Here is a 20,384-nt window from a genome sequence, read left to right on the forward strand (position 1 = left end):
TATGAAAATCATTGACGCACATATTCATTATTCAAACATAGGCAGCTTTCATGAAACAGCTAAACGAATTTCAAAAGTTGACTATACAAATGAAGGTCTACAAAAGGAATTTAAAGAAAATAATGTAGTGCTTGGGATAGCAATGGGGGTTACAGAAACAAGCGGAGAAGGGTTTCCCGACTCTTCTTCTCCCTCTCCTATGGGTATTGATTTAACACCTGAGATTCCAGCTAATATTTTCTATTGTGCTGGAATTAATCCATATAAATTGGATGAAACAGCCCTACAAGAATTAAGGAAAGACCTTGAAAAACCAGAATGTGTTGGAATTAAAATCTACTTAGGTTATTATCCGTATTATGCGTATGACGATGTGTATGAGCCAGTGTATAAGCTAGCCAAAGAATACAATGTCCCTGTTGTTTTCCACACGGGTGACACCTATTCTGAGCGAGGAAGGCTAAGGTTCTCACATCCACTTGCCATTGATGAGGTGGCAGTGAAACATCGTGAAATGACGATTATGATGGCACACTTTGGTGACCCTTGGGTGCTAGATGGTGCAGAAGTCGTCTACAAAAATCGGAATGTTTTTGCTGATTTATCAGGCTTGGTTGTAGGAGCAGATGGAGACATTAAGAAGCTTCAGGATACTCGATTTTTTGACCACTTGCTTCATGCACTAACTTTTACTAACAATTACGAGAAATTCTTATTTGGAACAGACTGGCCTTTGACACCAATCAAGCCTTATGTGGAGTTTATTCAAGATATTATTCCGACGCAATATCATCAAAATGTTTTCTATGATACAGCACTTCAGGTGTTTCCTAAAATAAAACATCTATTAAAATGAGTCTCTTATGAGGCTCTTTTTTTTTGCTCAACCTTCTATTATAACAACTCTTATCTGATTCAACATTGGGAAAGTGAAGGTTGAAAATGGCGGATAATCATGCATTTTAAGGGTCAATTTTAACAATACTCAAAATATTCAATGTTTGATACAGTGATAGTTAGATAAAAAGGAGGGAGGCATAGCTTTAGACAAAACATAAAGAGAGGATGAGATGATGAAAAAAAGAAACGTGATTTTTGCTACGTTAACAACGGCAACGCTTATGACATCACTTGCATTTACAGGAGCAAGTACCTCAAATGCCTCAAATGGAGAGATTTCATTCATTGAGGTAAAACAGTCAAGCTACGAGAGGGAGAAGCTATCTGTGGGGAAGGCTAAATTTCTAATTCAAGATCAGCTAGTCAAAATTCCTAAAGGTATTGAGAAGAAACTAAGAGAAGTTCCTTCAGATAATACGCTGTATGTTGTACAGTTTAATGGACCGATTACAGAAAGTGAAAGACAAGCACTAGTGGATGCAGGAGTTGAGGTAGGAGATTATATCCCAGATTATGCATTTATCATTAACAGCTCATCTAGTAATCTCTCAAAAGTAAAAAATATTAAAAATGTAGAAAGCGTCGAAGCACTTCTACCACTTTACAAATTCGACCCGCAGTTATTTGAACACGGTGCATCAGATGTAATCAAAGCCACTATACAAACAGTAAAAGGTAAAAAAGAAAAGGTAACCGCTAAAGGTATTACTGAACTGTTGCAGTATGGGTATAAAAATGATGTGGTGTTTGTTTCAAAGGACTATGAATATAAGCTTTTAAATGATGAAGCTGCTAAAATCATTAAAGTAAACAATGTACAAAGCACGTATGGATTGGATGGTTATGGTCAAACAGTAGCCGTAGCTGATACAGGGTTAGATACAGGAAGAAATGATAGTTCTATGCATGAGGCTTTCAGAGGACACATTACCAATATCTACGCATGGGGTAGAACAAATAATTCAAGCGATCCTAATGGACATGGAACGCATGTTGCTGGATCTGTTCTAGGAAACGGTTCCATGGCAAAAGGAATGGCCCCACGAGCTAATTTAGTATTTCAATCCATCATGGATAGTTCTGGCGGATTAGGTGGATTACCAAGTGATTTAAAAACCTTATTCTCACAGGCGTATAATGCTGGAGCAAGAATTCATACGAACTCTTGGGGAGCTCCCGTTAATGGTGCTTATACAACAGATTCTAGACAAGTAGATGAGTATGTATGGAACACGGATATGACTCTATTATTTGCAGCGGGGAATGAAGGATCAGGTAGTCAAACGATTAGTGCTCCTGGTACTGCAAAAAATGCAATTACTGTTGGTGCTTCTGAAAATAACCGCTCTAGTTTTGGGAGCTATGCAGATAACCCTAACGATGTCGCAGTATTCTCGTCACGTGGACCAACATCTGATGGGCGTATCAAACCAGATGTAATGGCACCAGGTACGTATATCCTATCTGCAAGATCATCACTTGCACCGGATTCTTCCTTCTGGGGAAATTATAATAGCAAGTATGCGTACATGGGCGGAACTTCAATGGCAACTCCTATTGTTGCAGGAAGTGTCGCATTGTTAAGAGAACACTTTATGGACAACCGAGGAGTGACTCCTAAACCTTCTTTAGTTAAGGCCGCATTAATTGCAGGAGCTGTTAATATGGGAGAAGGCTATCCTAGTAATAACCAAGGCTGGGGACGTGTGTCTTTAGATCAATCGCTTAATATTGGCTTTATTAACGAATCAAGATCATTACGAACTGGAGAAACAGCGAAATATTCATATACAGCTGATGGGACAGATGAACTGAAGATTTCTTTAGTTTGGACGGATTACCCAGGAAGTACCTCAGCAGCTACCACACTAGTAAATGATCTAGACTTAATTATTACATCTCCAAGTGGAAAGGTGTATGTAGGGAATGACTTCTCTAGTCCATATAATAATAATTGGGATTCCAAGAATAATGTAGAAAATGTATTTATTACACTCTCTGAAAAAGGTACATACACAATTGAGATTGATGCTTATAATGTGCCTTCTGGTAGTCAAGATTTCTCACTTGCTGTGCTAAATTAACTATTTTTGATAGCTCTATTTCCTATTAGGGCTATCTTTTCTTTAAATGTTGGGAAAGTCGGGGTCGAAAAACATGAATTATTCTTATTTTTGGACCCCAACTTTCCCAACCTTCGATATTTCAAAAAATGACTGTGAAAAAAGAATTATATGGTATATTTTATATAGAAATACATCGGAGTTGATAAAGATGAAAATAGGAGATCGCATTCGTTTTTTTAGAATCCAACAGAATAAAACACAAGAAGATCTGGCCAGTGGAGTCATCTCCGTTTCCTACCTATCAAAAATCGAGAATAACCAAAGTCTACCAAGCCTCGAAGTAGTAGATATGCTATGCGAAAGACTAGGAATACGATTCATAGACGAGGAGGAACCGACCCTTTTAGACGAGTTGAATGACTGGTACAAAATGTTGGTTGGTGGAGATAAAGAAGAAATAGAGAAGCTCTATCCATTAATGAAGGAAAAATCCAATACTTCAAAAGACTCAACTTCACTAGTCTATTTTATGTTATTCGAACTAAGATACTACCTACATCTCCGTAAAATGAACGAGGCCAAAAAGTCACTAGACAAACTACATGAGATCTCGGATATTTTTACAGAAGATCTAAACTATTACCTTAGTAAATTTTCAGGATTATTTCACTATATTGAGGAAAAGTATAGTGAAGCATACGACTTCTATAAAAAAGCAGAAAGCATTTTAATAAGAAATGTTTTCGAGAAATGGGAAGAAGCGGATCTTTACTATTCATTAGGATTAACAAGTAGCCAGCTTTGGAAAGCATCTTTATGTATTAATTATACAAATCAGGCTCTAGCTATCTATCAAGCTCATTATAATTACAAACGAAGTGCAGAATGCCAGATTCTATTAGGTATTTCATACCGCAGAAGTAATGAGTTTAAAAAAGCTGAAGAGAGTTATATATTAGCTGATAAGATTGCAACTACATTAAATAATGCTAATATCAAAGGGTTCATACATCATAATCTTGGATATTTATACTCTATTCAAGGGAAAACAGATTTAGCAATTAAACATTATGAAAAAAGTATTTGCTTTCATGAGGTTGAAAATTACAAACAAACATACCCATCTATCTATTCTATAATTGTTGCCTATTATAATAATAATGATTTTAAGAATGGTATTAAATGGGTAAATAAAGGCTTTGAAAAATTAGTAGATGCAGAGGACGAAGAATATTATTATCATTTTAAATGCTACAGATATCTAATGACGGAGCAAACTCCTGAATTCGAAGATTTCTTAAAAGAGAAGGTTATTCCATTTTTTGAAGCTAATAAAAGTTTTAAATACGTAGCAGATTATTCTGAAATACTTTCTTTATATTATGAAAAGAAATACAAATACAAACAGGCGAGCTTTTACTTAAAAGTTTCTAATAATGCCTTAAAGAAAATAAGCAATATATAAAGGGAGAGATTATTTTGAAAAAGAAATCTTTATTTAAAATACTAAGTTTTGGTGCAATAGTTATTTCACTTTTTATAAATGGAACTTCGCAGGTAAATGACAGTTTTGCTGCAGTGGATAAGCACCCAGACCCAACCGCAAAGAGTTTCTTATTAGCAGCAGTAGATAAACACCCAGATCCAACCGCAAGTAGTTTCTTACTAGCAGCAGTAGATAAACACCCAGACCCAACCGCAAAGAGTTTCTTATTAGCAGCAGTAGATAAACATCCAGACCCAACCGCAAAGAGTTTCTTATTAGCAGCAGTAGATAAACATCCAGACCCAACCGCAAAGAGTTTCTTATTAGCAGCAGTGGATAAACATCCAGACCCAACCGCAAAGAGTTTCTTATTAGCAGCAGTGGATAAACATCCAGACCTAACCGCAAAGAGTTTCCTATTAGCAGCAGTGGACAAACATCCAGACCCAACAGCAAGTAGTTTATCAATATAATATATCTTACTAGTGGCTACCTATCCTGGTAGCTTTTTTATATTATTTTAAACTATTTAATGAATATTTACAGAGAATTCATTATACTTTGAAGTAAAGGGGGTTGTTTATTTGAAAATTGCTTGGGTTACAGATAGTACGGTCTATTTGGATGAGCATCTAAAGGACCATCCTGATATTTATATTGTACCTTTATTAATTATGTTCAATGACAAAGAATATTTGGATGGCAAAGATTTGACATTAGAAGAATTTTTCCAAAAACTGGAAAGCTCTCCTCAGCTACCAACTTCGTCACAGCCTGCGGTCGGGGTCTTTGCGGAACTATATGAATCTATAAAGGACAAGTATGATGCCATCATCTCCGTTCATTTATCTAGTAAACTGAGTGGTACATATTCGTCTAGCTTACAAGGTTCACAAATGGTAGATGCTCAGATAAGTGTAATTGATTCAAAAATTTTATCTCTACCGATGGGTAAACTGATATCACGTGGCATACAGCTTCAAGAGGAAGGAACCGAGTATAATGCCATTGTTGAGGAGCTAACTAGATTAGCGAATCATCATGAAACATATGTTACGATTGGAAGCCTCGAGCAGTTACATCGTGGTGGAAGAATGAATGCCGCACAATTTCTAATTGGTTCTGCCTTGAAGATTAAACCGATTCTGTATGTAAACGATGGGGAATTAGAGACAGCGGAGAAGGTTCGTACGGAAAAGAAAGCCCATCAACGGATGGTTGATATTTTTGTAAAGGCAAAAGCAGAGGATCCTTCTATTTCAAACTTATCTTTAATTTATGGAAGAACTCCTGATGTTGCCAATGTGTGGAAAGAAAGATTACAAGTTGATTTTCCAGATCTAGAAATCCAATTATGCCCACTAGGACCTGTTATTGGTGTTCATGCTGGAGCGAATACCTTTGGAATCAGTTGGTACCAGTAGATCTATTATTATTTTTTAAGTACATAGTGTACTTCGTTTGGAGAAACTGAATAGGTAGAAATCAACTCATACCCAATGCTTAAATACTGTGCAAGTGTTTCTGCACAATTATGTGAAGGTGGTTCTGTTGGAGCATGAAGGCTCTTGTTCATGCCGATAAACTGGTTTTGTAAGGGCATACATTTTATAATTACTACATGTCTTCCGTACCAAGCTGTTCCAATTTCTCGATTTCCTACCATTTTGTTTACCTCCAACAACTAAATTTTAAATTAAACTTTATAGATAGTTAGTCTTACTTATTAGACTACCTATCTTTTTTTTTATGGGTTTGTTAAAGTACATATGTTGATTTTTAGCAGAGTTGATTGTAGTGGAAGGATACGAGTGTAAGGAACCTCTGCTAAAAGCTGCCATGTCCTGTGGCAAACGCAGAGGTCAGCACATCCTGTGCAAGCGCGGGAGCAGCGTGACATAGGGACAAAGGAAATCACTTTGTCCTTGGTGAGACCCCGCAGGCGCACGCCGAGGAGGCTCACCGCACGCCCCGCGGAAAGCGAGTGTCCTGCAACGAAAATCAATACCAAGTTTAAAACAGTATTTTAATAGTATTAGAAAGAAACCAAATATATTTTATAACAGTTTATGGTCTAAATCATGAATTGGCGAATTGTCCACATTAAAATTCCTCCTTTTTCTTTTTAATGATAAAATAAGTGTAATTGTTTAGGACTAAGGAGTAGATCATGAACGAAGTTATAAAACATACACAAGAGTTTGTAAAGAATATATTGGAAAACGATCCAAGTGGTCATGATTGGTGGCATATTGTCCGTGTGTATAATACGGCGATAGAGTTGGCCAAACAGGAGAACGCCGACTTATTTATTGTGGAGATGTCTGCCCTTTTGCATGATATTGCTGACGAAAAGCTAAATGAATCAGAAGAAATAGGTTTACGTCGAGTAGCAGATTGGTTAGATACCTGCGAAGTAGAGCAAGAGAAGAAAAAGCATATCTTGTATATCATTCAAAACATGTCATTTAAGGGTGGGAATTCAGAACCTCTTACTTCTATTGAAGGATTAGTTGTCCAGGATGCAGATCGTATAGATGCACTTGGTGCAATTGGAATTGCAAGAACGTTTGCATATGCAGGGGTGAAAGGTGATATTTTATATGATCCTGACCTTCCAGTTAGGGAGAATATGACCAAAGAGGAATATCGGAACGGAAAGTCTACACCCATTAATCATTTTTATGAAAAGCTCTTGAAGCTAAAGGACTTAATGAATACAGAAAGTGGGAAAAGGCTAGCAACGGAAAGACACAAATATATGGAACAATTTTTAAGTCAGTTTATGAAGGAATGGAATGGACACGCATGAAAATGTTAACAGTAGAAAACGTCTCTAAAAGTTATGTGGAAAAACAACTATTTCAAGATATTTCATTTACCATTACGGAGAGTGAAAGAATTGGAATTATTGGCATAAATGGTACTGGAAAATCTACATTATTAAAAATTATTGCAGGTGCTGAAGTAGCAGATGAAGGCTCCATCACTTCCTCAAAGGATTATAGTATTACCTTTTTGTCACAGCAGCCTGAATTAGTGGATCATTTAACCGTGATTCAGCAGCTTTTTCATAAGGACACTCCAACCAATAGAGTTCTTAGAGAATATGAAAGAGTAATTACCGACCTAGAAATTCACCCAACTGATGAGGGGCTTTTACGAACCCTTTATGATCTTCAACAACAGATGGATACCTTACAGGCTTGGGATGCAAATTCTAATGCCAAGGCCATTTTAACAAAACTCGGGATTACTAATTTCCATCAAAGCATAAATGAATTATCTGGTGGACAAAAGAAACGTGTAGCATTAGCACAATGCTTGGTTGAAATGCCAGATTTATTAATTTTAGATGAGCCGACGAACCATCTTGATGCAGAATCAATTGAGTGGTTAGAGGAATGGCTAGGGAAATACCAAGGCTCATTATTATTTGTTACTCATGACCGTTATTTTTTAGATCGTGTTTCAAATCGAATTATCGAACTAGATCAAGGGAAGTTGTATAGCTACCAAGGGAACTATACGGACTTCTTGGAAGCAAAAGCGATTAGAACAGAAGAAGAGGAAAAGTCGTGGCACAAGCATCGTCAGCTTTTTAAGCAGGAGCTCGAGTGGATGAGAAAGGGTGCAAAAGCTCGGACGACAAAACAAAAGGCGAGAATTCAACGGTTTGAACAGCTAGAGCAAGTGGATGGGCCGTCTCAAACTGGGAAGCTCGATGTTAGCTTGTCTACGAATCGACTAGGTAAAAAGGTAATTGAGTTTATTAATGTATCAAAGTCATTTGATAATCTCTTGTTGGTTAAAGACTTTAGCCATATTATTAAGCCGAATGATAGAATTGGCATCATTGGGCGAAACGGTACGGGGAAATCGACCTTATTAAATATGGTCGCAGGTGTATTCTTACCAGATCAAGGTGAAATTGAAATAGGATCAACGGTTAAAATCGGTTACTATACACAAGAAAATAGAGATATGGATATTAGTAAGAGGATGCTTGATTATGTTCGAGAAACATCTTCTGTTATTCATACAAAGGATGGCTCAACGATATCAGCTTCCCAAATGCTGGAGCGGTTCTTATTTCCTCCTTCCACACATGGAACTCCGATTAGTAAGCTTTCTGGAGGAGAAAGAAGAAGACTCTATTTACTGAAGATCCTAATGGGAGAACCCAATGTGTTACTACTAGATGAACCGACGAACGATCTAGATACGGAAACATTAACCGTTCTAGAGGACTATCTGGATGAATATCCTGGGGTAGTTATATCGGTTTCTCATGATCGGTTTTATCTTGATAAAGTAGTAAATCAACTGTTGATTGTTGAAGGTGGAGGCAAGATTTCCACTTATTTTGGAGCCTATAGTGATTACTTAGAGCTAAAAAAACATGAGGAAAAGGCTACGAATGAAAAGGAAAAGAGAATCGTTGCACAGGAGGATAAGGTTGAAAAACCTAAAAAGCGAAAGCTATCCTACCAAGAACAAAAGGATTGGGACAATATAGAAGATAAAATTGTTCAACTAGAGGATCAACTAGCTGAAATCACGAAAAGCATTGAGCTGGCAGGCTCAGATTATGGAAAAATATCAAGTTTGATAGAGAGAGAAACAAAGCTCAAGGAAGAACTTGATGAGGCCATGGATCGCTGGACGTATTTATCAGAGTTGGTTGAGGAATTAAATCAGCAATAAAAAGTAAGGATTTCTAGTTTAATCTAGAAGTCCTTTTTTGAAAAAGGAGTGAAGGTATGGGAAAAACAGTTGGGATCATTCTATCTGGTGGTGAGTCTAGACGATTTGGAAAGCCAAAAGCCTTTGCGACGTATGAAGGAACCCCTTTTTGGGAGCAATCTTATTTGGCACTAAAAGATACAACAGACGCTCAATTGATTGTTAGCCATGAAACATTAGCTGAGGAGTTTTCAAACCACACCAGCTTACCTATCATTTTAGACGATCCTTCAGTAAGGGGAAAAGGACCGATGGCAGGGATCTATTCAGGAATGAAAGAAACTGAGGCTGACTGGTATGTAGTCTTATCTTGTGATATTCCTGCTATACAAAAGGAGGTCATTTTTAAGCTGCTTTCTTATAGGCAATCTTCAGTAGATGCAATTATTCCTGTTATAAATGAACGTTTTCAACCTTTAGTTGGAATATATCATTCATCAACATTGCCAGTAATGAAAGAACTTCTAGAACATAATAATTTTCGGGTCATATCATTGCTAGAACAGGTTAATACCTTATATTTATCAGAAACGGAGTTAAGGGTTGAACCTCTACTCTTTCAAAATATTAATGATCAGGACGCCTATCAGCAGTTAATAAATAAAAGAAACACCGACTGATCCCGATATAGAAAAATATAAATGGGGAGATTAAGATGGATGTAAAGATAGAGGTTTTGTTGGAGGAAGACGAAAAGTTTTCCTCCTACTTACATGAAAAAATTAAAGAATACAATAATGAGCACTCCATACATCATAAAGAAGTACGAAAAAAAGAAGCGGTGCAGCCTATAAATATCATCGTTTCAGATCTCGATGGAGTTTGTATAGGTGGCTTACATGCAGACGTTTATTGGGATTGGGTTGAAATTAATGATCTCTGGTTTTGTAAAGAGTACAGAGGTAGAGGTTTAGGTAGTACTATTTTAAATAAAGCCGAAAAAACAGCTAAAGAAAAGGGTGCTAAAAAGGCGCTATTGACTACTTTTGAATTTCAAGCCCGTGCTTTTTATGAATCAAAAGGTTATGAAATTGTAGGTGAGGTAAAAGATTATCCTCCAGGAAGTAGTTTTTATACAATGGTAAAAACACTACTTTAAGAGAAGGATTATTTTAAAAGTGTTATAAAGAGCTCTTTTGAAAAGGTTGCTGCTAAGTCTCCTATTTATAAAACTAAACTAAAAATAAACTAAAATAAGAACGCAGAGGTCAAAAAACCTCTGCGCTTTCATTTTATTTTAACCTAATTTAAATAAGTATAATGTTACTAACTTATGTTTTTTAATTATATTGAACAATTCTCTTTGAACCAAGATATCTTTGTTGCCAGTAGGATGTGTTCATTTTACTAATGGTAACACCCTTTGAACCTGAGTGAATAAATTGTCCATTACCTAGATAAATGCCTGCGTGAGAAGGGCCTTTTTTATAGGTCTGGTAAAAGACGAGATCCCCTACACTAGGTTTCGAAACGGAAACAGCAAAATTCCAGATATCACTAACGGTTCTTGGAATGGAAAAGCCCTTTTTAGCATATACGTACTGAAGGAATCCACTACAATCAAATCCACTAGGAGTCGTCCCACCCCATTTATAAGGAGTACCAACTAGCTGTTTTGCTACACCCATAACGGAAGCGTCAACTGAATGAGTAGTCTCGTTCTTAACCTTTTTAGAGACGATTTTCTTTCCTTCTACGTGCAGTTTCTTTGAAACAATCGTTTTACCTTTGACATTTTGGTTAGCAAATAGATGCTTCAATGTGTCTGGGCCAGCAACCCCGTCTGCCTTTATTCCATATCTTTGCTGATAATGGGTAATCGCATCCTTTGTTAATGGACCAAAAATTCCATCAACAGAATAACCATAATAGCCAAGCTTCTGAAGCTTTTCCTGAACTTGAACAACTTGTGTTCCTTTATCGCCACTTAGTAGCTTTGTTGAAGTGAATTGCTGATAGGTTTTGGCCTCGTTGGTAAAGTAAAGCCTTCTTAACGTCATTGGGCCAGCAACCCCGTCAACCTTTATGTGATGAACAAACTGAAATTCTTTGATCGCTGCTTGGGTGTCTGAACCGTATACCCCATCAACTTTTCCTGTATAAAATTGCAAGGCTTTTAATTCTAACTGAAGTGATTTTACAGACATTCCTTTATGACCATACCGAAGAGTTTGATTGACCTTTTCAGCTTCATTATTGGAAATTGCGGGAGGGCCTTCTGCTGCGCTTGCTTTTTCAGGTCCAAGTAGCATAAAACCTGCAGCCATTGTTGAGAGTACTAGTGCTCCTCCCACCCCATTTCGCTTATTCATGGTTTAGCCTCCTAGATGTTCTTCTTGATGTTTGTATAATTTCTAGCTACTTAATCGATATTTTTAATCAAAAAGGATTATGACAGAATTTTGTGTTTTTAGTACTTTTATATCAAATCTGTACGTTTCTAAAAAGAGTTGAATCTAGCTCCATCGCCCAGATCCTCGAGGTCAAATAACCCTGAAAGAATAAAAAGGAAAAATCACCCTTTTCTTCTTTCAGGAACATTTGCTTGTCGGATCTAACCGGGCGTTTCCGCCTTTTAGTAATACCTACGAATGGATTCGATCTATTTACTATGGTACTATTTTGATAAGAACAGATATGGAGGAATTTTTGATGAAGATAAAATCTATTGAACCAACTCCTAGTCCTAATACGATGAAGGTTATTCTTGATCAAGAGTTAAAAAGTAATGAACGAAACAACTATACAAAGAAAAATCAGGAGGAAGCTCCCGAAATTATTCAGGCAATATTAGCAATTGAAGGGGTTAAAGGGGTGTATCATGTTGCCGATTTCCTAGCCCTCGAACGAAATTCTAAATTTAATTGGCAGGATATTCTCGCAGAGGTTCGCCAGGTTTTCGGGGAAGAAGAAAAAGTAGAATCTGCTGAAAAACAGGTCAATGAAACGTATGGAGAAGTAAAGGTTCATCTTCAAATGTTTAAGGGAATCCCGATGCAAATTAAACTGTCTGATGGAATGGCCGAGAAACGTGTGGGTCTACCAGAAAGATTTAAGAAAGCTGCGATGGAAGCAGAGTCCTCTTCCTCTAACTTGGTGATGGAACGGGAATGGAAGGAACAAGGAATTCGTTATGGAGAAATGGATGAAATCGGAACTGAAGTAGCAGAAGAGATTGCAGCTGCCTATGCACAGGAACGTCTAAATCGATTAGTCACACTTGCTCATTCTGACCAAAATACGATCACTCAACGAAAGACTTATCAGGTAACAGTGGAAATGTTGAATGACGGAGATTGGACAAACCGTTATGCTCATTTAGAGCAGATGAACCCAACAGAAGCTGATCTACCTGTCCTTGAAAAGGCATTGGAAGATGAAAAAGCATCAATCCGACGATTAGCGACCGTTTATTTAGGGATGATAGAGAGTGAGACTGTACTTCCTTTATTGTTTAAGGCACTAAATGATTCATCTGTCACTGTAAGGAGAACAGCGGGTGACTGTTTATCAGATATAGGAAATAAGAAGGCAATTGGTCCAATGATGGATGCACTTAAGGATAAGAATAAGCTAGTCCGCTGGCGTGCAGCTATGTTCCTTTTTGAAGAGGGAGATGAAACAGCTTTACCAGCATTAAAGGAAGCTCAGGACGACCCAGAATTTGAAGTAAGTATGCAAATTAAAATCGCTATTGAACGGATTGAGGGCGGAGAAGAGGCAAAAGGCTCTGTATGGAAGCAAATGACAGAGAGTAGAAAAGGCTCTTAAAAGTTGCTCACATAATTAGCATATAGTATTCTTAAAAATAAAGAAGATCAGATTAAATAAGGGGTGTTTATATATGTCAATGGCTTATGATGAGTATATGAAGCAAGTGGTTAAACCAATGAGAGCGGAACTAGTAAATGCAGGATTTCAAGAATTAACAACAAGTGAAGAAGTGCATGAATTCTTAGAAGACCGAACTGGGACAACGTTAGTTGTTGTAAACTCAGTTTGTGGTTGTGCTGCAGGATTAGCGAGACCAGCAGCTACTCAAGCAGTCCTTCAATCTGAAAAGAAACCAGAACACCTAGTTACTGTGTTTGCTGGTCAAGATAAAGAAGCTACAGCAACGATGAGAGAATACTTTGAAGGGTACGAACCTTCTTCACCTTCAATGGCACTGTTAAAAGGGAATCAGGTTGTGCACTTTATTCCAAGACATGAAATTGAAAGCTTCACAATGGAAGATATTATGAAAAACTTAACAAGTGCATTTGAAAGACACTGCGAATAATAAAAAGGATGCCTGTAAAGGCGTCTTTTTTAGTAGGTTTCCTAAAATTCCTTGGAAAACATGGAACGTTGTATTCAGGCTAGCCAATTAGTACGGCAATAACAATATGTTCATTCATCATTTGATAGGAGAATTCAATGATTATCACAACATCATCAAGAGCAAATCGTTCATTAGTGGAACATGCTCATCAATTAGCAAAAGAGTGGAATGAATCTTTTCAAAGTCGTGGAAGGGACTCTATCCAAGATATTCAAGAAAAGTTTTCTGAGGAAGTATTAGTTGTGGGTAAAAATCGTATCGAGTTGTTCATCCCAGGTGAAGATCAACCTATTTTTTTTCATCCTAATTCAGCAATGTTCCGAATTAAAAGACTAATCAGTGGAGGTCATGATCCATTTGTTGAGGCCTGTCAGCTTTCAAAAGGGATGAGTTTACTTGACTGTACATTGGGGCTTGGTTCTGATTCTATTGTTGCCAGTTATGCTGTCGGGAAAAGTGGTCAAGTAACAAGTATTGAGGGAAATAAAACATTAGCTAACTTGGTTAAAACAGGTCTTAAGACTTGGGAAAGTCAAATACCTGAGATGGATGATGCGATGAGAGCAATACAGATTCAACATACTCCTTATCAAAAGTTTTTGACTAAGAGTGATGATAAGTCTTTTGATATTATTTATTTTGATCCTATGTTTGAGGAATCCATTGAACAATCGGTTGGGTTATTAGGTGTAAAGAAGCTTGCGTTATATGATGATCTTTCTGAGCAGACAATCATCGAGGCAAAAAGAGTCGCTAGAAAGCGCATTGTTCTAAAGGATCACTGGAAAAGTATTCGTTTTGAGAAGCATGGGTTTACACCAATTCGGAGGAAAAGTGCTAACTTTCATTATGGTGTAATTGAACTAGAGTAAGGACAAGGAATGGACTGGATAATAATTAGGTAGGTTGGAAAGGTTAATGATGATGGAGGTGAATCCTATGTCTAAACGCAAAAGTGATCCTTCGAAGGGACCATTAAACTCTCCTAATGTTGAAGGTCAAGGTACTACTACAACTGAGACAGGCTCTGTAACACGTGACTCTGCACGTAAAAAGACTAAAAGACAATAAGTTCAAAAACTCGCTTATAGCGGGTTTTTTACATACATAATAACTACCTTTTACTATTCCAGTACGGACAATAAAAAAGGTCAAAGGTGAGATCCACCTTTGACCTTTTTTATTAATCCGAATCAGTTGCTGCAGCGTAAATGAAGAAAGCTAATGTAAAATAGCTTAACAACATTAAAATTAACTCAATGTTCATGTATTTGTTCCTCCAGGATTATTATATGTACTCTTAATCTTACCATGTTTTACTCATTTTATGAAATGCAATTGCTAAATAATTGATGAAACTATATTTATAGGATTATAGATTAAAATATAGTATAATTAATTAACCAATCTTAGCAGAGGTGAGTACGTTGCCAACATGGATTAGAAAATCGTTTGTTGTAATCTTCACCATCCTTACTTTCGGTCTAGTTACACCACCGCAAATAATTATTGCAGAAGAAAAATCCAATGAGTCTACTAAGACAGATCATTACGAAGAAACCACACATTTTGAGAACGAATCAATAGATCCTTACATACATGATGATTCTGTAACATCATCTTCCTTCCTAGAATATGCGACACTTCAGGCTGAGCAGCAATCGGTGATGAAGTTTGGTCCTGTTATCGAAGAAACGATTGGTGATGAATTTAGAACCGTTATTTTACCAAAAATAGAAGAAGTAATTTTTACTCTTTCTACAAGACTTGAAGCAGAGCAATTACAAAATTTAGTGATCTCTAAGCGCCCTACTGGTGGTATGAGTGAAAAAATCTTTCATATTTATGATGGACAACAAGGACATGATCTTATTCGCTTTCATGTAAGAAGAGATCATCCACCATTAGAAGGATATTATTTTGACTTCCATTATCATACATTTGAAGACTCCTTCCAAACCCACCATGAACTTGGTAAGATTTATTGGGATAAAAATACACCGCCAAACTGGCACTCCTGAAGAACACATAGTGTTCTTCTTTTTTTAGGGCTACATTACCATCATTTACTATTATTCTATTAGTTTATAATATGCTAAAATTATATTATCTGAATATTAAAAACTATTGAAACTGTTACAGCCATATGGAGGGGATGGAACAGCTATGAAAAAAACACTCTTCATCATGATCATCATGATGTTATTATTTATACCAATACTTGTAGGGTTTGAGCAGACTGAAGCAAGCGGTGGAGTTCTGCTTGTTCATGATCAAAAGGCATTGGAAGAGATAGCTCAGCTACATACAACACAATATGTAAAGAACATCATTGTCCTACCCACTGGAAGTTATGAAATGGATGAGGTAGTTTCGATGATCAACCGAATATCACGCATTCATCCGTCCATTCTTAAGAAGGCTGCTGATCAAGGAGTTAAGCTAAAGCTTTTTGAAGGTCCGTTAACTAACCAACCGGGCTACACTCAATTAAAAGGAGTAAAGCCTAGAGGCTATAAGCAGCTTACATGGGATCAAATCCCAGGAGCGGGCGGTTCAAAAATGGCATTGGCAAAGATCGGACATAGTCAAAGAGGGGAAAGTCACGGATCTGTTAATCTTGAGTTACATGAATTAGCACATTCGATTGAACAACATGTCTTTCATTCGTTGAGATTCGAACAAGAGTTTAGAGATATTTGGCATGAAGAAGCACGCTTACTATTTCCAAACCAACCTTATTTTATTGATTACCCTGAAGAATATTTTGCTGAGGTTTTTGCGATGTTCTACTTAAATGGGAAAACAAAATTAGAGATCGTGAAAAAAGCACCGAAAACTTATGAATATATGAAGGCACTCGAACTGCGAGAGGAAACTGACTTACAGCTTGCTTATACTTTTCATTAAACTTTGAGATATAAAACCGGGGAGCATCTCTTTAACAGAGAATGCTCTTTTTAATGGGTAAATTCATAAAGGAAAATATTCTCAATTTACATTTACACTATAAAATTTTTGATTTATTATTATGTTACACGATATATCGTGTAACATAATAAATATTTGGTACGAAGGAGGGAAGCAGGCAATGGCATATAATGGGGGACCAATGACTGAAGCAATGTATTATGTTCTATTAGCGTTAATGCGTCCTAACCATGGTTATCAGCTTATGCAAGCTATTACAGAAGTATCAAATGACAGATTAAAAATGGGACCAGGAACATTATATGGAGTTCTTTCACGCATGCAAAAAGACGGCCTTATTTCGTTAGCAGAAGATGATGGGAGAAGGAAAACCTATAAAATAACATCAGAAGGTGAACAGGCTCTTCGTATTGAGTATAACCGATTGAAATCCTTGATCAATGACAGCAAGATATTGGAGGAAGGTGATGAGAATGAATAAAACAGTACACAAACTTCGTCCAAGTGATTATTGGCGTATTGGTGAGCATGAAAGTTGGTTTGCGGACATGGCGGATCAGGGATTGCATCTAAAAAAGATGGGGATCCATTTTGCCAAGTTTGTTAAGGGTGAACCGAAGAAAATGAGGTACAGAATAGATGTATCGATAAAGAAGAGGGTAACATCAGAACAAAAACAAATGTATGTAGAGAGTGGTTGGGATTATGTAACAAGCTATAACTTTTTTCATGTATTCTCATCACCTGAAGAGCTTAATGCACCAGAGCTTCATACAGATCCCGCCGAGCAGTCTTATACTTTAAAGGAACTTGATAAGAGATTAGTTCTAAGCGCTAGTATAGTAGTTGTTGCAATGGTCTTACTTATAGGTATGTTAACTGCTCTTGTGTTTCTTGATGGAACTCCAACCCTTGCAATCATTGATGGTGGTGTAATTCAACAATCAATTTTATCTATCTTCATAGTTTATTCAGCATATACTTCACTACAGGCATCCATATCTATTCGTGCTTTACGAAGACAACTTATCGAAGGTAAACCGATAGATCATCACGCTTCGTGGAAGAAGCATTATCGGCTACACTCAACAATCGCTTTTCTATTTACGTTCATCGTTGGAATGAGTGCTATCGTTCCATTCGTTCAACTGACGAAGATGGATACAAAAACATTAGCAGAAACAAATCTTGACTTACCGATTGTTAGGTTAGCTGATGTTGAAGAGAATCCGACAATGGTCCGAGGGGAACCAACCTATATGAGTGACAATGTAGATTGGGGCAATCGGTATTCGTATTATTGGAGTCCATTGGCACCCGTGCACTATGAAACAGATGAAGAGGGAATTGTCCCAGGGAAGATGTGGGAGGACAAAAGCGGTGAATATACACCAACTATTAGAACAGAGGTGTATCAGCTAAATATACCTGCTTTAGCTGATAATTTGATAGTAGATTTGATAGAAAGATATAGATATGAAGAGGATAGCGAAGATTATGTTGAGACAGAACATCCGGATTTGGATCTTTTGATTGTTCATGAAGATAGGGAATGGAAAGAAGTGTTTGCCGCCAAAGGAAAGGCAGTCATGTATGTAAGTTATCATGGCTATGCTGATATAAATTCCGTTGTAGAAAACACAGTAGAGAAGATTAAATTTATTTCGGAATAATACTCTAATGTATTATGTTTTTGCAACCATACTTTCTATATTAATCTATCATTGTAGACTGCGATATAACACAATAGCAGTCATTGATCTGAGCAAGATTTGTGACTGCTGCTAGCATCATCTTCTTCTGGTGTGTTTTGCAAGTAAAAGAAGATATGATTAGTTAAAGAAGGTAAATAAATTTTCTTGTAGAACTTACATACTATCTAAAAAATAATAGTGGTTAAATTAAAGTTTAATTTCCCCGAAAGAAGGTTTCCTAATGAATGTAATATTGATTCAAGTTGCCGCTATCATCGTTGCGGTTGTTTCGAGTGGTATTGCTGTCTTTCAACTTTTCCTCTTTTTAGGTTTCCCCCTTGCAGAATATAGCTGGGGTGGAAAATATGAAGGAGTTCTCCCATATAAAATGAGAATGATTAGCTTGCCATCAGCATTTTTATTACTCTTTTTTGGTTTTACTTTCTTAATACATTCAAAAGTGATAATACTAGATTTCTACTTACCGACAAATATTATTGTAGTTGTTATTACGATATTCATGGGGTTAAATACTTTAGGTAATTTGGCTTCAAAAAGTAGGAAGGAAAGATTGGTAATGGCCCCTTTAGCAGCTATAACCTTTATAGCATGCTTATTTGTAGTTATAACTTCATAATAGTAATTTCCCATAATAATAGTCTAGGTTTTAATTAACTATTTTTGATCATCTGCGAATTATGTTAAATAGAAACGTCGATTTAAAGTTATAAATACAATAATTTCATGATTATTATCGTAAGATACTCCCAAATAAAGCCCTTAAACTTTTATTTATTATTATCCAAGTTTCTAGTAAAATAAATAAAGTAGAAAGGGTGACAGTTGATGAAACAATACTTAGATTTAGGTAGACATATATTAAATAATGGTGTGAAAAAAGAAGATCGTACAGGTACTGGGACAATAAGTACATTTGGATATCAAATGAGATTTGATCTTCAAGAAGGGTTCCCATTAGTAACAACTAAAAAACTCCATTTAAAATCGATTATCCATGAATTACTTTGGTTTTTAACAGGAGATACTAATATAAAATATTTACAAGAAAACAATGTTCGTATTTGGAATGAATGGGCTGACGAAAATGGTGATTTAGGCCCGGTTTATGGTCATCAATGGCGTTCATGGTCTGCACAGGATGGCACGACAGTCGACCAGATAACGAATCTTATTCAGCAAATTAAGACCAACCCAGACTCTAGAAGATTAATTGTAAGTGCATGGAATGTAGGGGATGTGGAGAAGATGGCGCTGCCTCCATGTCATTGTTTATTCCAATTTTATGTTGCTGATGGTAAATTATCGTGTCAGCTATATCAAAGAAGCGCCGATTACTTCTTAGGGATCCCATTCAACATCGCATCGTATGCGCTATTGACTATGATGATTGCCCAGGTTTGTGACTTAGAATTAGGTGAGTTTGTTCATACTTTTGGTGATGTTCATGTTTATACAAATCATTTAGAACAAGTGGAACTTCAACTTTCGAGAGATCCTAAGCCGATGCCTACTATGAAAATTAACCCTGCAGTAAAGGATATCTTTGGGTTCATATTTGATGATTTTGTATTAGAGAATTATGAAGCTCACCCACATATTAAAGGGGTTGTCAGTGTATGATTTCATACATCGTTGCTATGGATGAAAATCAAGTAATCGGACGAAACAATGAATTACCATGGCATCTTCCGGCTGATTTAGCTTATTTTAAAAGAGTAACCATGGGTAAGCCGATTATTATGGGTAGAAAAACACATGAATCAATAGGACGAGCTTTACCTGGAAGAGAAAACATTATTGTGACTAGAAATGAGAGCTATCAGTCAGCAGGTTGTAGAGTTGTTCATAGTATGGATGAGGTAAGAGAGTTAGAAAATGAAATGGATGAGGAATTGTTTGTTATCGGTGGTGCAGAACTATTTAAAGAGCTTCTACCTGTCACAGATCGTCTTTACATCACACATATTCATCACGAGTTTCAGGGAGATACGTTCTTTCCAAGTATAGATTGGGAGAATTGGGTCGTACTTGAAAGGGAACTTGGAATAAAGGATGAAAAAAATCCTTATGACTTCGAGTATGTGTTGTATGAAAGAAAAAAGTAGTAATAGTTGAAAGTGCTGACCAAATCTAAGTGATTTGGTCTTTTTAGATTGGAGCAGTCCCATTTAAAGCACTTACAATGTAAGTATATGGTAAAATGGAGTGTGTAAAAA

At 36.7% G+C, this 20,384-nt stretch carries 22 protein-coding genes; 20 read left to right on the top strand and 2 right to left on the bottom strand.

What is annotated here, in order from left to right; translation table 11 throughout:
* The first annotated feature begins 1 nt into the window (after position 1).
* The 5 genes from G4D63_RS19830 (at position 2) to G4D63_RS19850 (ending at position 5,876) form a co-directional block, all read left to right on the top strand.
* Entirely contained in the window at positions 2–856 is an 855-nt protein-coding gene (locus G4D63_RS19830; RefSeq protein WP_163181795.1) for an amidohydrolase family protein, read from the top strand.
* Between the two features lie 214 nt (positions 857–1,070).
* Positions 1,071–2,984: a S8 family serine peptidase gene (locus G4D63_RS19835; RefSeq protein WP_163181796.1), complete on the top strand. Its 1,914-nt coding sequence runs from the start codon at positions 1,071–1,073 to the stop codon at positions 2,982–2,984.
* A 190-nt stretch (positions 2,985–3,174) separates the two neighbouring features.
* The gene (locus G4D63_RS19840) at positions 3,175–4,431 is read left to right on the top strand and encodes a helix-turn-helix transcriptional regulator (protein WP_163181797.1); all 1,257 of its coding nucleotides are present in this window, start codon (positions 3,175–3,177) and stop codon (positions 4,429–4,431) included.
* Between the two features lie 14 nt (positions 4,432–4,445).
* A complete protein-coding gene (locus tag G4D63_RS19845; RefSeq protein WP_163181798.1) occupies positions 4,446–4,925 on the top strand; it encodes a hypothetical protein in 480 nt (159 codons plus the stop codon).
* A 111-nt stretch (positions 4,926–5,036) separates the two neighbouring features.
* Entirely contained in the window at positions 5,037–5,876 is an 840-nt protein-coding gene (locus tag G4D63_RS19850; RefSeq protein WP_163181799.1) for a DegV family protein, read from the top strand.
* Positions 5,877–5,884: 8 nt separating this feature from the next.
* On the opposite strand, the gene G4D63_RS19855 is transcribed toward G4D63_RS19850, so the two are convergent.
* Positions 5,885–6,118: a hypothetical protein gene (locus tag G4D63_RS19855; protein WP_163181800.1), complete on the bottom strand. Its 234-nt coding sequence runs from the start codon at positions 6,116–6,118 to the stop codon at positions 5,885–5,887.
* Between the two features lie 504 nt (positions 6,119–6,622).
* Here G4D63_RS19855 and G4D63_RS19860 point away from each other — a divergent pair.
* From G4D63_RS19860 to G4D63_RS19875, 4 genes are read left to right on the top strand one after another with little or no spacing between them, the layout of a single operon-like run.
* On the top strand, positions 6,623–7,264 hold the full coding sequence (locus tag G4D63_RS19860) for an HD domain-containing protein (RefSeq protein ID WP_163181801.1): 642 nt from the start codon (positions 6,623–6,625) through the stop codon (positions 7,262–7,264).
* Positions 7,261–9,159 carry an ABC-F family ATP-binding cassette domain-containing protein gene (locus tag G4D63_RS19865; RefSeq protein ID WP_163181802.1) on the top strand — a complete coding sequence of 633 codons (1,899 nt, stop codon included), beginning with the start codon at positions 7,261–7,263 and terminating at the stop codon, positions 9,157–9,159. Before G4D63_RS19860 ends, G4D63_RS19865 begins: the two co-directional genes overlap by 4 nt.
* Before the next feature lie 56 nt (positions 9,160–9,215).
* Entirely contained in the window at positions 9,216–9,818 is a 603-nt protein-coding gene (locus G4D63_RS19870; protein WP_163181803.1) for a molybdenum cofactor guanylyltransferase, read from the top strand.
* Positions 9,819–9,853: 35 nt separating this feature from the next.
* Positions 9,854–10,297, top strand: a complete 444-nt coding sequence (locus G4D63_RS19875) for a GNAT family N-acetyltransferase (protein ID WP_163181804.1) — start codon at positions 9,854–9,856, stop codon at positions 10,295–10,297.
* Between the two features lie 181 nt (positions 10,298–10,478).
* Here G4D63_RS19875 and G4D63_RS22190 read toward each other — a convergent pair whose 3' ends face one another.
* Positions 10,479–11,510, bottom strand: coding sequence for a C40 family peptidase (locus tag G4D63_RS22190; RefSeq protein ID WP_163181805.1), 1,032 nt, complete (start codon positions 11,508–11,510; stop codon positions 10,479–10,481).
* Positions 11,511–11,850: 340 nt separating this feature from the next.
* Here G4D63_RS22190 and G4D63_RS19885 point away from each other — a divergent pair, with 340 nt between their 5' ends.
* From G4D63_RS19885 to G4D63_RS19935, 11 genes are all read left to right on the top strand, one after another.
* Complete coding sequence (locus G4D63_RS19885; RefSeq protein WP_163181806.1) at positions 11,851–12,969, top strand: conserved virulence factor C family protein; 1,119 nt, start codon at positions 11,851–11,853, stop codon at positions 12,967–12,969.
* A gap of 73 nt (positions 12,970–13,042) precedes the next feature.
* Entirely contained in the window at positions 13,043–13,480 is a 438-nt protein-coding gene (locus G4D63_RS19890) for a BrxA/BrxB family bacilliredoxin (protein ID WP_163181807.1), read from the top strand.
* Between the two features lie 137 nt (positions 13,481–13,617).
* Complete coding sequence (locus G4D63_RS19895; protein WP_163181808.1) at positions 13,618–14,394, top strand: class I SAM-dependent methyltransferase; 777 nt, start codon at positions 13,618–13,620, stop codon at positions 14,392–14,394.
* 67 nt (positions 14,395–14,461) lie between these two features.
* Positions 14,462–14,593 (top strand): YuzL family protein, encoded by a 132-nt coding sequence (locus G4D63_RS19900; RefSeq protein WP_163181809.1) that lies wholly within the window; start codon positions 14,462–14,464, stop codon positions 14,591–14,593.
* Between the two features lie 356 nt (positions 14,594–14,949).
* Entirely contained in the window at positions 14,950–15,543 is a 594-nt protein-coding gene (locus tag G4D63_RS19905) for a YpjP family protein (RefSeq protein ID WP_163181810.1), read from the top strand.
* A gap of 145 nt (positions 15,544–15,688) precedes the next feature.
* Entirely contained in the window at positions 15,689–16,432 is a 744-nt protein-coding gene (locus G4D63_RS19910; protein WP_163181811.1) for an anthrax toxin lethal factor-related metalloendopeptidase, read from the top strand.
* A 181-nt stretch (positions 16,433–16,613) separates the two neighbouring features.
* A complete protein-coding gene (locus G4D63_RS19915; protein ID WP_163181812.1) occupies positions 16,614–16,934 on the top strand; it encodes a PadR family transcriptional regulator in 321 nt (106 codons plus the stop codon).
* Positions 16,921–18,126 (top strand): DUF2812 domain-containing protein, encoded by a 1,206-nt coding sequence (locus tag G4D63_RS19920; protein ID WP_239586033.1) that lies wholly within the window; start codon positions 16,921–16,923, stop codon positions 18,124–18,126. The genes G4D63_RS19915 and G4D63_RS19920 overlap by 14 nt, the downstream gene beginning before the upstream one ends.
* A 262-nt stretch (positions 18,127–18,388) precedes the next feature.
* Positions 18,389–18,784, top strand: coding sequence for a hypothetical protein (locus G4D63_RS19925; protein WP_163181813.1), 396 nt, complete (start codon positions 18,389–18,391; stop codon positions 18,782–18,784).
* A 209-nt stretch (positions 18,785–18,993) separates the two neighbouring features.
* Entirely contained in the window at positions 18,994–19,788 is a 795-nt protein-coding gene (locus G4D63_RS19930; protein WP_163181814.1) for a thymidylate synthase, read from the top strand.
* Entirely contained in the window at positions 19,785–20,273 is a 489-nt protein-coding gene (locus G4D63_RS19935) for a dihydrofolate reductase (RefSeq protein WP_163181815.1), read from the top strand. Before G4D63_RS19930 ends, G4D63_RS19935 begins: the two co-directional genes overlap by 4 nt.
* The last annotated feature ends 111 nt before the right edge of the window (positions 20,274–20,384 follow it).

The organism is Bacillus mesophilus, assembly GCF_011008845.1.
Classification (GTDB): Bacteria; Bacillota; Bacilli; order Bacillales; family SA4; genus Bacillus_BS; species Bacillus_BS mesophilus.